Source organism: Mongoliibacter ruber, assembly GCF_003003005.1.
Taxonomy (GTDB): domain Bacteria; phylum Bacteroidota; class Bacteroidia; order Cytophagales; family Cyclobacteriaceae; genus Mongoliibacter; species Mongoliibacter ruber.
On the sequence record NZ_PVTR01000001.1, the window covers coordinates 702402 to 718506 of the forward strand.

Consider the following 16105-nt stretch of genomic DNA (forward strand, 5'->3'; position numbering starts at 1 on the left):
AGAATCAAGAAAATCGGAAAGGCATGTACAGTGGAGCACTGTACATGCCTTTTGTTTTTTAAACTTGGCAAACCGAGATAAATTCCATTTTTCCTTTAATTTTGCGCGGTATTGCGAAACAAATTACCATTTATCCTACGTCTTTACGACGTGAACAAACCATTATGAAGATGAGACTCTTAAGTAAAATTTTGCTGTTTACTGTTTTTGTTGCTGTTTTCACCTCTTGCGACAAAGAGCCTGATAGACCTGATTATTATTATCGATTTAAGGTCAATGGTGTTCAGAAAGAATTCAAAGCAAATACTGATTCGGGCATTCTCTTCTTAGAAGACCCAAATGCAGCAAACAGATACATGCTTTTCAATATGACTACAGGTCGGGACAACGAGAAAAACGCGCTTTTTATCAGTCTTCGAACTTTGGAGTCTATTACCATCGGAACACGTTACGAAATGCAGCTTGGCATTACCGTAAACAATACTGTAGTTCCGAGAATCACTGTACTTTATTTCGATGAAAATGGAGATCGGTTTATTGCAGACTTACTGCAAACGGACAACCCTGGAGCAAGGGATGATGCTTGGGTCATTTTTGATGAATTGATCCAAGAAGGAAGCTATGGACGATTTGAAGCCACCATATATTCTGTAGATGATGATGGAGAATTATCAGAAAGACAAGATATGTTCATCACTGACGGAGAGTTTTTTATTCCTAACTTCATTTCACTTAGATAACAAAAAATCCAGCTAGCGCTGGATTTTTTGTTTGGAAATACCATAAGTTTCCAAAAAAAGAAAATCAGAATACCTGCTTAAGATCTTCCTATATGTACCAATGCATCCCCCGCATTGACCACAGGATTATTGTTTAACCCAATGATATGCCCATTGTATGTAGCCTTGACAGGGACTTTTACCTGCCCAAAAGGGTCTGAAATTTTGGCAAGCATTTGACCTTTTTTGACTTCATCACCTAGTGTCACTGTGGAATTAAATATTCCCGAAACTTTCGCCCTTGACCAAGAGCTTTCTTTTAGCATGATCGTCTTTTTAGGCAATGCGGATTCTTCCAGCATACCAAGGTGGACCAACATCCTTTTAGTACCTGCTATGGCTTCTTCAACGGCATAGTCATCTAGCCGCATTGATTCACCACCTTCATATACCAAAATTGTTTTCTTGCGCTTAAACGCTTCCTTTCGGAAAGACTTATCAATATGTGGAGAATTCAAAATAAAATGAGTCCCAAAAGCATTAGCCAACTCCATCCCCTTTTTATCTTTATAATCCACCCTGATTTGAGGGTAGTTTGAAAGCATTCTTCCACCTGTATGGATATCCAAGCCATAATCAATCAAAGGAATAATCTCATTACTTAGAATAAATGCGATTTGGGAAGCCAATGATCCTTTTTTACTTCCCGGAAAGCTTCTGTTCAAATCTCTGCCATCCGGGAAAGTCCTGCTGCTGCTCAAAAAACCATAGACATTCACCAAAGGCATCAAAATCAGCGTTCCTTTAATTGGATTCAAATCTTCCTCGTCCAACATTTTCCTGACTGCAATTATACCGTTGATTTCATCACCATGAACCCCTCCGGAAATCAAAACTACAGGACCGTCTTCTTTGGCTCTTTTGATAAATACGGGTAAGTCAATCAATGTATGTGTTGGCAGCCTTGCAATGGCAATATCAATATTTAAAGATTGTCCCGGACGGACTTTGATTCCATTGATTACAAATTCTTTCATATTGGCTTACTCTACTGGAATTATCAATTTTAAATGTTGAAAGCTTTCAAAGATAACAAGTGGAATTGATTGAATAGTCTTTTCACAACTTCTTTAATATCAATTTACCTTTCAATTTGGCCGATTTCTTGTTTAATTCGCAATACATTTTCAGGCCATGCACTTACAAAAAGACGTTTCTCTCCTCCCCTATAATACTTTTGGGATTGACAAAAAAGCCAAATACTTTTCAATCGCCAACAACATTCATGATGTCATTGAGGCAATACAATTCTCCAAAAAAAACAATATCCCTCTTGTGGTACTTGGTGGCGGCAGCAATATATTGCTCACCAAAGATTTGGAAGCCTTATTGTTGAAAATTGACATACAGGGAATCTCTTTGATCAAAGAGACAAGTGAAAGTGTTTGGATAGAAGTGGGCGCAGGTGTCAATTGGCATAGTTTAGTTTTGTATTGCATTGAAAAAGAATGGGCTGGAGTGGAAAACTTATCTTTAATTCCAGGTACTGTCGGAGCATCGCCGATGCAAAATATCGGTGCATATGGTATCGAGATCAAAGAGGTTTTTGAAAACCTGACAGCCATTAATAGAGACACCTTATCTATTGAAAAATTTGATTGGGCACAATGTGAGTTTGGCTACAGGGAAAGTGTATTCAAGAACAAACTCAAGAATAAATACATCATTTCAAGTGTGTGTTTTAAACTGAACAAAAACCCTGTTTTCAATACGAATTATGGAGCCATTCAGGACACTTTACAATCAATGCAGGTTGAAGAGTTAAGCATCAAAGCGATTTCTGATGCAGTAATCAAGATCAGGCAGTCAAAACTCCCTGATCCCAAACAGATTGGAAATGCCGGAAGTTTTTTCAAAAATCCAACAGTAGAAACAGCCAAATTTGAAGCCTTGAAAAAAGAATATCCCTTGATCCCAGGCTATCCTCTTCAAGATGGTGTAAAAATCCCTGCGGCTTGGCTGATAGAACAGGCTGGATGGAAAGGTAAGAGGTTTGGTAACATCGGAGTCCATCAAAACCAACCATTGGTTTTGGTCAATTATGGAGACGGAGATGGTGCTGAAATCAAAATACTCAGTGAAAAGATACAGGCTTCAGTCGAAGAAAAATTTGGAATTTTGCTTTCACCGGAAGTCAATTTCCTCTAAATCAAAGGGTCTTCAAATTGTACTTCTTTTTCATATTTACTGACTTCAACTCCGAATTTTTTCAAAAACTCCAAACCTTCATCGTGTGGCAAACCCTTATATTCTGCATAAGAATACATATAAACCACTTTGAGAATACCCATAGAGAATATTATCCTGGCACAAGCCAAACAAGGTGCTAGGGTGACATATAAGGTTGATCCTTCTACAGAAGTATTGTTCTTTACGGCATAAAGAATAGCATTCTGTTCGGCATGTAAAGCCAAAGTACAGCTACCTTTGCTATCTCTTGCGCAACCATCTTGAGGAAATTCTTCATCACAATTATGTGTCCCTGCTGGAGGTCCATTATACCCTATCGAAATGATTCTTGTCTCCTTGGTAAGGACTGCGCCTACATGCTTCTTGATACAATGGGACCTCTTGGCTAGATTTACAGCCAATTCCATAAAAATATCGTCAAAATTCGGTTTACTCATAAATATGTAAGACACTTGCCTTTTCTATAAATTACTCTAGATCTCAAAAGTAAGTAAACCCAAAAACTAATAGCAGTTTTATATTATTTTTTTATGCTTTCCATTTTGCGCTGTATATAGCTAAATTGCATGCCTAATCTTTCATGAAATCGAGCCTGCCTAAAGCAGACAGTCAATTCGCAAAGTGGGATGCCATGCGAAGATTCCATAGCCTGCCCCGACTAATCGGGGTGACTGCTAAAAAACAACATATAAACACATGAAAAAACTTTAGACATGGAAAAAGAAAATATTCCAGATAGTGAACTCATTGTCAGAGATTATCTTGCACGACAAAGAACCAACCTTGCCAATGACAGGACGCTACTTTCATACATCCGCACTTCTCTCTATTTTTTGGTAAGTGGCACTGCCTTAATGGAAGTCAATGCCTTAGATCATGTAAGTGACTTAGGTTATCTGGCTTTTGCACTGTCCTTGGGAATGTTGCTCTTGGGATTTGCCAGTTACTTTAGAGTGAAAAGAAAACTTAAGAAACATTACTACCAAAAAATGTAATTTTCTTACTCAAAATCTCTGAATCAGGTTTTTTTACTATAATTTTTCCACAATAAATCACGAGCCTCAGTGCAGCAAGAAACATACGTCATAGCTATATTCGCTATCTTGATTTTGGGTTTACTTGGCATCGATTTGTTTATTTTCAACAAGGAAGATCATAAAGTAAGCAACAAAGAAGCCCTCAACTGGTCTATCCTTTGGATTGGTGTGGGTTTGCTTTTTGGCGCATATATTTATTTGGATTTTGGAATAGAAAAGGCCTCACAGTATTACTCTGCCTTTTTGATCGAAAAAGCCTTGAGTGTAGACAACCTTTTTGTGTTTATCCTTGTCTTCAGGTACTTTAAAGTACCTGAAAAATACCAACATAAGGTCCTATTCTATGGAATTTTGGGCGCAATCATCCTAAGAGGGATTTTTATATTTTCAGGTGTTGCAATTATCAACCGTACCTATCTTCCTGAATTTGAATTCATGGGAAGGATTTTTCATGTCAATATTATTTTAACGCTTTTTGGTTTATTCCTGATTATAGCTGGATACAAATCTTTCCGTGACAGAGGTCAGGAAGATGAAAATAAAGACTTTTCCAAATCATTGGGGACACAACTCATTCATAGATTGTTCCGAGTCGATCCAAAATATCACGATGGGAAATTCTTCGTGAAAATTAATGGGAAAAAATTTGCGACGCAGTTGCTCGTTGTAGTAACAGTAATAGAGTTTACAGATTTACTTTTTGCTGTGGATTCAATTCCTGCAATTTTCGCCATTTCGCAAGATCCAATTATCCTCTACACATCAAATATTTTCGCCATTCTGGGATTAAGAGCTCTATATTTTTTATTGGCCAATAGCTTTGAAATGTTTCATTATCTACAACACGGATTATCATTTATTCTAGCATTTATAGGGCTAAAAATGATCATGGCTTCCACTTTCCATCTACCCTCTCAGGTCTCTCTGGGGGTTGTATTTTTAATTTTGACTTTAAGCATTTTAGTTTCGATCAGGAAGTATAATCAAGAAAAATCAAGATTTTAAAAAATAAAACTGTCCTCAATCATGCCACTAATCAATTAAACGAGTTTTTTTTATCAAAGGGATATTAATAGATACCAGCCATCGGGGAGGCGGATTGGATATTTATCGATATTGGTTCGAAATCGCCGGTTAATTCTGTTATTTAGATTCTACTGGTATGAAAGCGAATAGATATATTAAAAAATTGGCCTGTGAAAAAAGATGCGACACATTAAATTTGGCTTTGTCAACATATAAAACCCAAGAAAAAATAAAAGAATCCTTTTATTGCCAAAGCTAAAGTTTATTTTAGCATAAGATCAAATAGAAATATACTTTGAGACTTGCCGCAGTAGATATTGGCTCCAATGCCATCCGCTTACAAATCACACAGGTTACTTTTTATGAAGGTAACATCAACTTCAAAAAACTTGAATATCTACGATTTCCGCTCAGACTTGGAATGGATGTATTTCAGGAACAAAAGATTTCTGATAAAAACAGAAGTAAATTTGTCAAACTGATGCGTGCATTCAAGCTTTTGATTGACTTATATGAAGTAGATGATTATATGGTATGCGCTACTTCAGCTATGAGAGAATCAATCAATGGCAAAGAAATAGTCGAAGAGGTCAAGGAAGAAATCGGACTCAAAATCAATATTATTGATGGCAATCACGAAGCTGAGCTGATTAATATGGCACTTGGTGCGCACATAGACCAAAAGGCCTACTTGCACATTGACGTAGGAGGAGGAAGCACGGAATTGAACATTTACAAAAACTTGGAGAAGTTGGCCTCCAAGTCATTTAAAATTGGGTCTGTCAGGGCTCTCGAAGACAAAGTACCACTTTCTGTATGGAAAAGTATGAGCAATTTCATCACCGAAAATGTCGATATAAAGGATAAAATCACTTGTATTGGCACTGGGGGAAACATCAATAAAATTTTTGAGCTGGCTGCACCAAGAAAGGGGAAAACCTTTATCAGTATTGAAAAAATCAGAGAAATTCAAGGCTACTTGGAGTCCCTCACCTTCGAAGAGAGGATTTTTAAAGTAAACCTCAATCATGACAGGGCTGATGTCATCATTCCGGCAGCTAAAATTTACCTGGCAGCAATGGATGCAGCTAATTCCAAGAAAATGCTCATCCCAGACGTAGGTCTTAAAGACGGTTTGATGCAGGTGCTCTACAAGAGGAATAAAAACAAAAACCCACCAAAGCAATAAGCCATTGACTCCACAAGTCAATGGCTTATTGCATTTTTTATTTCAGTGAATATTTAAACACTTAACTTATTTAATGGGCTCAAATGAAACGAGTAACCGGTTTCAAAAAAGTTTAACTTTCATCACATCTTCAATTTTCACATTGAAAAACTCTCTGTGTACATTGAATTCATACTCACCATCTTGTGGTACTTTCCTGACATAAGATCCATCCTCCAGCATCTTGTATGCATTCACATTATCCTTGAGATTAAAGGCCAAAATATTCATCAGTTGTTTCTCCAGCAATGGATCCTGAACCCTAAAAAGAGATTCCAGCCTTTTATCAAAACTCCTGACCATCATATCTGCAGAGCCTGCATAAGTTCTGGTTTCTCCATTGTTGTGAAAATGGTATATCCTGGAATGTTCCAGAAAATCTCCCACAATTGAAAAAACCTCAATATTTTCACTTAGACCCATTCTTCCCGGTCTCAAACAACATATTCCCCTTATGATAAGTTTGACAGGAACTCCCGATTGAGAGGCTCGATACAGGGCATAAATGATCTCTGAATCTTCTAAAGAATTAACTTTGATCACAATGCCTGAAGGCAATCCATTCCTGGCATTTTCTGCTTCTTGCTCAACAAACGCTATCAGTTGATTCCTCATATCCCGCGGTGCGGTAATGAGGTTTTGATAAGTCGTAGGCATGGAGTGACCCGTAATTACATTGAAAAACTCTGAAACATCATTCGCCAGAACTTCATTGGTAGTGAGCAAACCTATATCTGTGTATAGCCTGGCTGTATCCTCATTGTAATTACCAGAACCAAGATGCACAAAGCGCGTAACTTTATTTTCATCCTTCCTGACAATCAACATCAGCTTGGTATGTGTTTTCACGTTACTGATACCATATATCACAAAGCAACCGGCTTTTTGAAGTTTTTTTGCTTCCCTGATATTATTCTCCTCGTCAAACCTAGCTTTTACTTCAAATAATACGGAGACGTGTTTACCGTTTTCTGCAGCTCTCAAGAGGGCTTTTGTAATTCGGGAATCCTTGGCCAATCTATAAATAGTCATTTTGATGGCCATCACATTGGGGTCATCGGCTGCTTTTTCGATTAGGTCAAAAATAGGATCAATATTATTGTAGGGATGGTGTAGAAGAATATCCCTTCCTTTCAAAACCTGAAATACATCATCCGTTCCTTCTTGTGGGTAGGAAATAGGTGGCACTGGATTTGGAACCATGGGTAACCTATCCTTAAAACGCTTATTGCCTACAACCTGCCATAGGCCGTTAAAATCCAACATGCTGGCCTTCTCTACTTTAAAAATGCTGTCATCTTGAATATTCCAGCGCTCTTTCAACAAGCTAATCATCCATTTACTGTAGCCCTCTTCGATTTCTATCCGCACTACCCTACCTGTTTTCCGCTCATTCAATTTCCGTTTCACTTCCTCTAGGAAGTTCGCATCCATATCTTCACTTTCTTCCAGCGTAAAGTCACCATTTCTGGTAATTCTAAAAAGGTTGACTGATTCTATGTTGACGTTTCTGAAAAGGGAAATGAGGTTTTCCCTTATCACTTCCTCAATTGGAACATAGACTACTAGGTCTTCTCTTTCAATTTCAAAAAACCTCGGGATATTGGCTGGTATCTGCACAAATGATAACTTCCTGTTTTCTTTTTTGTCACCAGGAGCCAAAGTCACCACTCCAAATACCAGAAGTTTATTCATCAAAATCGGAAATGTCCTATACCCATCAAAAACCATTGGGGTAAGCATAGGATAGACAGCTTTATTGAAGTAAGACTTGATATAGTCACGCTCATCTGCCTCAAGATTTTTTACATTGCTTAATATAAACCCACTTCCCTGCATTTCAGGCAGTAAGGTTTTGACAAAGTGCTCTTGTTGTCTTTTATGAAATGCCTGACATTCCATAAAAAGCTTGACTTTGAAGGGATCTTCACGGAGGCCAGAGTAATCCACCCTTTCTTTATCGTAATCAAGGTAGTTGTACAAGGATCCAACTCGAATCATAAAAAACTCATCGAAATTGGACGCTGTAATGGCTAGGAACTTTAATTTATCCAAAATAGATCTACTTTCTTTTTTGGATTGATCAAACACCCTTTCATTGAATTTCACCCAACTTAGGTCACGGCTGACCAGGTCAGAACTTTCAATTATGCTTTCAAATTTATCTAAGGCAGTTATTTTCATTTTTGGAATTCGGTGTAATACAAAACTAACATTCTATAAATAGTATTCGAATGCAGAGGGTTTAAAAATTTATCAAGAAAAGAAAAAAAGGGGCAAAAGCCCCTTTAAATTTTAATTTTAAACCCTATCAGGTATCAATTTTTGCGTATTTCGCATTTTTCTCAATAAAGTCTCTCCTTGGAGGAACCTCATCTCCCATCAACATGGAGAATAAGTGATCAGCTTCTGCAGCTGATTCAATAGTCACTTGCTTCAAAGTACGGGTGTTAGGATCCATGGTGGTGGTCCAAAGCTGCTCAGGGTTCATTTCCCCAAGACCTTTGTATCGTTGAAGATTGATACTGTCTTCCTTGCCTTCACCAACCATTTCCTTGGTCAATCTTTTTCTATCTTCTTCATGGTAAGCATAGCGCTCGTCCTTGCCTTTTTTCAACAAATAAAGCGGAGGTTGAGCAATATAGACATAGCCATTTTCAATCAATGACCTCAAATACCTAAAGAAAAGCGTGAGTATCAAGGTCCTGATGTGAGAACCATCAATATCAGCATCAGTCATGATGATGATTTTATGATACCTCAATGATGTAAGATCCAGTTCTCTGTCACCGTTGACAGTACCAAATTTGACCCCCAATGCTGTCAAGATATTTTTGATTTCATCGTTGTCATAAATCTTATGTTCATGGGCTTTTTCCACATTCAGGATTTTTCCTTTCAATGGCAAAATAGCCTGAAAATCTCTATCCCTACCCTGCTTCGCAGATCCACCTGCGGAGTCACCTTCGACCAGGTACAATTCACAGACTGTTGGATCAGAGTTGGCGCAATCCGCCAATTTGCCTGGCAATCCTCCTCCTCCAAGTACATTCTTCCTTTGGACCATCTCACGGGCCTTCCTGGCGGCATGTCTTGCCTGAGCTGCCAAAATAACTTTACCGACAATTATTTTTGCTTCCTTGGGATGCTCCTCCAACCATGATTGAAGTGTCTCAGAAACAGCTGCATTGACAGCACCCAAAACATCTGAATTACCCAGTTTGGTTTTGGTCTGACCTTCAAATTGTGGTTCTGCCACTTTCACCGAAATGACAGCAGTAAGACCTTCTCTAAAATCATCACCTGCTATGTCAAATTTGATTTTATCCAACATACCAGACTTATCGGCATAACTCTTCAAAGTTCTTGTCAATGCCATCCTGAAGCCTGAAACGTGTGTACCTCCTTCGTAAGTATTGATGGTATTGACGTAGGAAACCACATTCTCAGAGTAAGAAGAATTATAGTTCATTGCCACCTGTACAGGGACGTTGTTTCTTTCTCCTTCTATATAAATGGGTTCGTCGATGATCTTTTCTCTGGTTTCATCCAAATATTGTACGAACTCTACAAGTCCACCTTCAGAGTAAAATTCATCTGACCTTGGTTCACCGTCTTCAACCTCTCTTAAATCTGTAAGGTAAATCCTTATACCTGCATTAAGGAAAGACATTTCCCTCAACCTGTTGGCTATGGTTTCATATTTATATTCAGTTATCTGAAAAATACTAGAATCCGGTGTAAACTGAATAGTAGTACCTCTTTTATCAGTAGTGCCAATCTCCCTTACAGGGTATTGAGGAACTCCGATTTTGTATTCCTGTTCATACAACTTGCCTTGTCTGTGTACCGTTGCTTTAAGGTCGGTAGAAAGTGCATTCACGCAGGAAACACCCACGCCATGAAGCCCACCGGAAACCTTGTAGGTATCTTTATCGAATTTTCCTCCCGCATGCAATACCGTCATTACAACTTCCAGAGCCGACTTTTTTTCCTTAAGGTGCATATCAGTAGGAATACCCCTTCCATTATCCTCCACAGAGACTGAATTGTTCTCATGAATGGTAACCCTGATAGTATCACAATGTCCGGCCAATGCTTCATCAATCGAATTATCCACAACCTCCCATATCAAATGGTGAAGCCCTTTCACACCAACATCACCGATGTACATGGCTGGTCTTTTCCGAACTGCCTCCAAGCCCTCAAGAACCTGAATATTACCTGCTGAATAATCCTTTTGATTCTCTTCTTTATTCTCGCTCATAGTTTATCTAAAACGCCTTTTTTATTTTCAAAAAAAGAAATTAAATGTTGCTCTTATTAACCCGTAATAATACACAAAAAAAACGAGAGTGCCCACCTTATTCCGAGGTTAAACGATACTTAGAAACTCTGGTAAAATAGCACTTGGACATCATTTGAAAACGTAAAATATAATTTTACAGAAAGCTATTTCGTCAAAATATCCTGCATTTTTCATGAATGACAAAATATTACCATTTAGCCCTCTATTTTAACGACTCGAACACATTTGTTTAATTTTTACCCCTCTTGGTTAAACAAATAAATTTCTGAATGATTGTATTGCAGAATTACATTCAAAATTAAATTTTGATTACACCCTTATCCAAAACAATTAATTATGAAAACCTTACTTGCCGCAGAATTGGTGGGTCTTGACTTGATTGTCAACAGTGACCCAGTTGCCATCACCTTTTTCATAGGGTACATGGCGATGTTTGCATCAGCAGTTTTCTTCTTTGTAGAAAGAAGTTCTGTAGATGGGAAATGGAAAACATCTCTTTTAGTTTCTGGACTGATCACGGGTATCGCCGCAGTTCATTATTACTACATGAGAGATTTTTACATGATTACAGGTACAAGTCCAACAGCATTCAGGTATGTTGACTGGACGCTGACCGTTCCTTTGATGTGCGTAGAATTCTACCTACTCACTAAACCTTTCGGAGCTAAAACCGGAACATTGTGGAAACTGATACTTGCTTCTCTTGTGATGTTGATCACAGGTTACATAGGAGAAACATCAGGCATAGACAATAACATTTTCTGGGGTATAGCTTCAACCTTAGGTTATCTCTACATCGTTTATGAAGTGTTTGCAGGTGATGTTGCGAGATTGTCTAAAGATTCCAATAGCCCGGAATTAAAAAGAGCTATGTTCTTATTGAAGATTTTCATCACGTTAGGTTGGTCAATTTATCCAATTGGATACATGGTACTTCCTGGCAATCTATTGTCTGGTCTATTTGAAGTTTCAAGCATTGACTTGTTCTACAACTTGGCAGATGCTATTAACAAAATAGGCTTCGGCTTAGTTATTTATTCAGTTGCAATTGCAGAAACGAATAAATTGAGAAAAATTAAAACAGCTGCCTAATAACCCAGTATGGCTATCCTAGATTAGGATAGCCATATTTTAAACTCTGCCGATGAAAGCCTATGATTATATTGTTTGCGGTTTTGGATGTGCTGGGATCTCCCTTATCCGTCACATAATCAAAGGGCCACTACTGGACAAAAAAATCCTAGTGGTAGATATAGATTCCAAATCCAAAAACGATAGAACTTGGTGTTATTGGTCTCAGGAACCTGCAGCTTTTCACCCCAAAACATCCCCTTTACAATATTGGGATAAAATTAAAATCATAAAGGATGAAAATACCATCCTTAAACAGTTGGAAGACCTAAAATACTTCCATATCAAGTCTTCTGATTTTTATAAAGAAGCATTTGAAATCATACAAAAACATCCCAACATTACCTTCATCCAAGATGAAGTTGAAGAAATTACTTCTGTAAATGACACCAGTGCAATTGTCAAATTAAAAGAGCATGGTGACATTTCTTGCCAAAAAGCATTCACTTCCATACCAAACTCAAAAAAGCCAGGCGAAGATATAATCAAACAAATCTTTGTTGGGTGGGAATTGAATTTCGATTCTGAGGTCTTCGATCCAAGTTCTGCAACCTTTATGCATTTTGATACTATATCGAATCAAGCGACTGATTTCTTTTATATACTTCCTTTCTCTAAAAACTCTGCTCTGATAGAGTTTACTACTTATACAAAAGGAGGAATGGAAGAAGAGGAAATGGAAAATCATATCCTTAAATACCTCCAGAAGTATTATCCAAATGAAACTTATGAAATAAAAGAGAAGGAAAAAGGATGTATTCCAATGTCCACATTGCCCTTAGCTCCTGAAGATAATTATGATTCTGTTGTCTATCTCGGTACTTTGGGAGGTTGTACAAAAGCATCTACTGGATTTACTTTTTACAACATTCAAAAACATTGTGCTGAAATAGTACAAAACTTGGAGATGAAAATACCTGTCAGGTCAAGTTTTGGGAAAGAAAAACAAAGATTCAATTTTTACGATAATATTCTTCTCAATATCGTGAGTAAATGGCCAAATGAACTTCCTGGTATATTTTACACTATGTTTTCAAATAATAAAGCTCCAATAATATTGAAATTCTTAAACGAAGAGACTTCATTTTTGGAGGAAATAAGCATTTTGATGCGCCTTAAATTTAATATTTTCATCAAATCACTGTTGAAATATGAGAGGCATTGAATTATATGGCAAATTAGTAGGGCTTTCAATAGCAATCCTATACTTTCTTTTTTTTGAAGGAAATACAACATTTGAATACATATTCTTTGCTTTGGTATTGGTAACTATTGGTATTCCTCATGGAGCTATTGACCATTTATTATTAAGTCCAAATATCAACACAAAAGGCTTGTTCAAATTCTTGGCAAAGTATATTTCAATCATTTTAATCTACTTGGTACTTTGGATTTATTTGCCATTGTTGGCATTGGCGGCTTTTCTTTTAATGTCTGCCTATCATTTTGGACAAAGTCACTTTATCAATTTCCAAATTAACAAATTGAAAACGGCCACTTATATTCTACTTGGAACTTATTATTTGAGCGTTATTCTGTGGGGAGATTTTGCTTACACAAAAAACCTACTCGAAAGCATGCTCAATATCCAAAACATGGAAGGGTATGGGCTACCGATCATCATTGGATCATTTCTTTTTGCCATTTTACTGATTGCCTATAATCAGCCTTCAAAAGCCTATTATTTTATAATTGAAGCCGTGGTAATGGGAGTCATACTCTATCAACTTCCACTATTACTTAGTTTCATTATTTATTTTGGCTTCTGGCACGCATTGCCAAGTATGAATGAGGAGTATAGAGTTCTTAAAAAGTTTCTGGGAAAGAATCAATTCTACAGTTTCATCAAAAAACTGATGCCCTTCACTGCAATCAGTCTCGGAGGAATATGGATGCTCTTGGCTATATTTTACACTTGGATGTCACCAAATGAGCTGGTGCTGTTCTTTTTTATACTGATTTCATTGATTTCAGCACCCCATATCTGGTTCATGCATATGTTTTTGGAGAAGAAAGATTCCTAAAACTGTTTTGTGCTCAGCATAACCAAGTTGCACGCAACAGCCACCTCAATATCTTTTGCTTTTGCCAATTCGAAAAATTCAGGATTTTCTGTCCCTGGATTAAAAACAATTCTTTTGGGATTTAAAGACAAGATGTAAGTGTACCATTCGGGCTGATTGTGAGGTCCTAAATACATGGTAACTGTATGCACATCAGGAATTTCAGGTTTTGATCTCAAATCCAATATCTCCTCACCAAACACTACCCCTTTCTTGATTCCGACAGGAACAAAGGGCATTTTTCTTTCTGCCAGCATGCTTGCCACTACATAAGCATAGCGTGATGGGTTTGGTGAAGCACCTATGATCACTGTTTTTTTCATCTCTTTATAATTGTCTTTAAACGGGAAATTGGAATCTTCCCATGGTTTCCCCTGTAGCGGGAAATCCCACTGTATGTCTTATGCCTCATGCCTGTCTGAAGAAGACAAGCTCAATTTCATGGCGAATTATCTAATCCCAAACACCTTATCTCTCTCAAAAGTGTCTATATGTCTTTGCTTCTTACTTTCGTGAATATCCGCTAGCGTAATCAAAATCCCTGTTTCTTCTACAGCCCCAAACTCATCATTAAGTGCTGTTCCAAAGGTTTTCATTGTAGGTGAAAGATTCATATAAGTATTGATCAAAGGCGGAATATTCTCACCAAAAGCCCTGATTCTAGAATTTAGCGTTTTATAGCCTTCTTTATAATCCAAACCTTCGAAAAGTGACTTTAATTTACTTGTATCGGAATGATAAGTAAGTAACAAGTTGTCATGTGGCCTCACCAAATTATCCTTATCCGGAAAGTAATGATGCATGAAATATAAAAGCATATCCCTCCCATCTCTATTGTAATGGGGGTACATGGTTACTTTTCCAAAAAGGTATTTGACATCTGGATTGAGCTTTACTACTGCACCCAAACCGTCCCATAGATTGTCAAGGGAAAAAAGCCCCTTTCTGTTGTCTATACTTGGCTGGTATTTTGGCTGCACAAATGACCTGCCCAACTCAATGGTATAGGGCAAATAATCTTTTTTGAAGGTATCCGAAAACTTAAATAAATGAGCGGTTGATAAATTAAGATGACCACTTTCGTCTTCCTCTGCACTTCTGCAATGGATCAACCTGTATCCGGCTACAATTTCCTCTTCTTCCGGGTTCCAAGTGATCAATTGTTGGTAGCAATTATCATCTGTATCATTGGTATCCAAGTCAAGTGAAAGACCTGTTCCTCCTCCAGCTGCTCTGAATGTCAATTCTCTCAATCTCCCAATCTCTCTGACTACATTTGGAGCCAAGTGATAATCCACCAAATAAATCTCATTGTTACCATTGTTGGTATAACGCAAAAACCTCTCCTGAGAAAGTTCTTTTTTCAACAACTCTTTATCTATTCCGGGAATAATTGCTTGCATAATTTAGGGGTTAGGCCATTTGGTAAACAATCTCTTTCACTTCTTCAGCCCATTCTGTTTCTTTTTTCGATTTATCAAAATACTGGTAAGATATTGGTTTTCCTATATGAATGACTACTTTTTTACCTCTTTGAGAAAACATTTCATCAGCCAGGTAAAGCATCTCAATATTAGCTTTGATTCCCAGTTGTTTACGAAGTCTCGCCAAGTTGTAGAAAAAATTGGAGTTTTTACCTTCAGTATAGACGGGTACTATATCTTTTTTGTACCGTTTTGCTTTGGAAATAAAACTTTTTTTCCATTCCAAGTCCTTGATGCCTTCGGGTTGTTTTCTAGAAACCAATCCAGCTGGATAGACCAATACTGCATGATCTCCCGCATAGGTATTCTCAATCAGTTTGCTTACTTCGCGACTATTTGTACCAAGCTTATTGACCGGTACGAACATGGGCTCAAAGTTCTTGATATTGGTAAGTATGTCATTGACCAGAAACCTGATATCTTGTCTGTACTTACCCAAAGCATACATAAATGCGATTCCATCCATTCCTCCCAAAGGATGGTTGGAAGCAAATATCACAGGCCTGTCAAGAGGGATATTTTCAGCCCCGGTCAATGTAACCTCCACTCCAAATTCATCTATCAAAGCATTCACAAAATCCATTCCTTGCAAATGGCCTATATTGGCCATTACCTGATTGATGTCTCCTTCGTGAACGATGCGCTTGATATAATTGACAACAAAACCCGGCATCCACTTGTACATACCAGGACTTTTGTCTTTCAAGACATTTTCAATATTAATAAATGGTTTATTGGGGGTTTGGGGCTTTTCCACTTATGCGTAATTTACTCTTTGAGTTTCGTCCAAGCGTCTGATATCCAATATCAAACTGTAACGCTTATCAAGCTTGAGTTTCTATCTTATTGAGTTTTTTG

General features: G+C 37.6%; 15 protein-coding genes. 8 read left to right on the forward strand and 7 right to left on the reverse strand.

Annotated elements, in window-relative coordinates; translation table 11 throughout:
* Positions 1-170: 170 nt before the first annotated feature.
* Entirely contained in the window at positions 171-740 is a 570-nt protein-coding gene (locus tag CLW00_RS03080; protein WP_245917151.1) for a hypothetical protein, read from the forward strand.
* A 77-nt stretch (positions 741-817) separates the two neighbouring features.
* On the opposite strand, the gene CLW00_RS03085 is transcribed toward CLW00_RS03080, so the two are convergent.
* Positions 818-1756 carry a succinylglutamate desuccinylase/aspartoacylase family protein gene (locus CLW00_RS03085; protein WP_106132144.1) on the reverse strand — a complete coding sequence of 313 codons (939 nt, stop codon included), beginning with the start codon at positions 1754-1756 and terminating at the stop codon, positions 818-820.
* A 157-nt stretch (positions 1757-1913) separates the two neighbouring features.
* On the opposite strand from CLW00_RS03085, the gene murB reads away from it, so the two are divergent.
* A complete protein-coding gene (murB, locus tag CLW00_RS03090) occupies positions 1914-2927 on the forward strand; it encodes a UDP-N-acetylmuramate dehydrogenase (RefSeq protein WP_106132145.1) in 1014 nt (337 codons plus the stop codon).
* Here the strand turns inward: murB and CLW00_RS03095 are convergent.
* Complete coding sequence (locus CLW00_RS03095; protein WP_106132146.1) at positions 2924-3406, reverse strand: deoxycytidylate deaminase; 483 nt, start codon at positions 3404-3406, stop codon at positions 2924-2926. The genes murB and CLW00_RS03095 overlap by 4 nt on opposite strands.
* Positions 3407-3682: 276 nt before the next feature.
* Between CLW00_RS03095 and CLW00_RS03100 the strand changes: the two genes are divergently transcribed.
* The 3 genes from CLW00_RS03100 (at position 3683) to CLW00_RS03110 (ending at position 6221) form a co-directional block, all read left to right on the forward strand.
* A complete protein-coding gene (locus tag CLW00_RS03100; protein WP_106132147.1) occupies positions 3683-3964 on the forward strand; it encodes a DUF202 domain-containing protein in 282 nt (93 codons plus the stop codon).
* Positions 3965-4033: 69 nt separating this feature from the next.
* Positions 4034-5011 carry a TerC/Alx family metal homeostasis membrane protein gene (locus CLW00_RS03105; RefSeq protein ID WP_106132148.1) on the forward strand — a complete coding sequence of 326 codons (978 nt, stop codon included), beginning with the start codon at positions 4034-4036 and terminating at the stop codon, positions 5009-5011.
* Positions 5012-5327: 316 nt separating this feature from the next.
* Positions 5328-6221 carry a Ppx/GppA phosphatase family protein gene (locus CLW00_RS03110; protein ID WP_106132149.1) on the forward strand — a complete coding sequence of 298 codons (894 nt, stop codon included), beginning with the start codon at positions 5328-5330 and terminating at the stop codon, positions 6219-6221.
* Between the two features lie 102 nt (positions 6222-6323).
* On the opposite strand, the gene ppk1 is transcribed toward CLW00_RS03110, so the two are convergent.
* Together ppk1 and gyrB are read right to left on the reverse strand one after the other, a co-directional pair.
* The gene (ppk1, locus tag CLW00_RS03115; RefSeq protein ID WP_106132150.1) at positions 6324-8444 is read right to left on the reverse strand and encodes a polyphosphate kinase 1; all 2121 of its coding nucleotides are present in this window, start codon (positions 8442-8444) and stop codon (positions 6324-6326) included.
* A gap of 127 nt (positions 8445-8571) precedes the next feature.
* Positions 8572-10527 carry a DNA topoisomerase (ATP-hydrolyzing) subunit B gene (gene gyrB / locus CLW00_RS03120; protein WP_106132151.1) on the reverse strand — a complete coding sequence of 652 codons (1956 nt, stop codon included), beginning with the start codon at positions 10525-10527 and terminating at the stop codon, positions 8572-8574.
* A gap of 378 nt (positions 10528-10905) precedes the next feature.
* Here gyrB and CLW00_RS03125 point away from each other — a divergent pair, with 378 nt between their 5' ends.
* Genes CLW00_RS03125 through CLW00_RS03135 form a run of 3 tightly spaced genes read left to right on the forward strand, consistent with a single transcriptional unit; the run spans position 10906 to position 13724 of the window.
* Positions 10906-11661 carry a bacteriorhodopsin gene (locus CLW00_RS03125; RefSeq protein WP_106132152.1) on the forward strand — a complete coding sequence of 252 codons (756 nt, stop codon included), beginning with the start codon at positions 10906-10908 and terminating at the stop codon, positions 11659-11661.
* A 52-nt stretch (positions 11662-11713) separates the two neighbouring features.
* On the forward strand, positions 11714-12865 hold the full coding sequence (locus tag CLW00_RS03130; RefSeq protein WP_106132153.1) for a lycopene cyclase family protein: 1152 nt from the start codon (positions 11714-11716) through the stop codon (positions 12863-12865).
* The gene (locus CLW00_RS03135; RefSeq protein ID WP_106132154.1) at positions 12852-13724 is read left to right on the forward strand and encodes a Brp/Blh family beta-carotene 15,15'-dioxygenase; all 873 of its coding nucleotides are present in this window, start codon (positions 12852-12854) and stop codon (positions 13722-13724) included. Before CLW00_RS03130 ends, CLW00_RS03135 begins: the two co-directional genes overlap by 14 nt.
* Here the strand turns inward: CLW00_RS03135 and CLW00_RS03140 are convergent.
* The 3 genes from CLW00_RS03140 to glsA form a co-directional block, all read right to left on the reverse strand.
* The gene (locus CLW00_RS03140; RefSeq protein WP_106132155.1) at positions 13721-14086 is read right to left on the reverse strand and encodes a CoA-binding protein; all 366 of its coding nucleotides are present in this window, start codon (positions 14084-14086) and stop codon (positions 13721-13723) included. The genes CLW00_RS03135 and CLW00_RS03140 overlap by 4 nt on opposite strands.
* 126 nt (positions 14087-14212) lie before the next feature.
* Positions 14213-15166 (reverse strand): glycine N(alpha)-acyltransferase GlsB, encoded by a 954-nt coding sequence (gene glsB, locus CLW00_RS03145; RefSeq protein WP_106132156.1) that lies wholly within the window; start codon positions 15164-15166, stop codon positions 14213-14215.
* A 10-nt stretch (positions 15167-15176) separates the two neighbouring features.
* On the reverse strand, positions 15177-16004 hold the full coding sequence (gene glsA, locus CLW00_RS03150) for a lyso-glycine lipid O-acyltransferase GlsA (RefSeq protein WP_281257408.1): 828 nt from the start codon (positions 16002-16004) through the stop codon (positions 15177-15179).
* Positions 16005-16105: the final 101 nt, after the last annotated feature.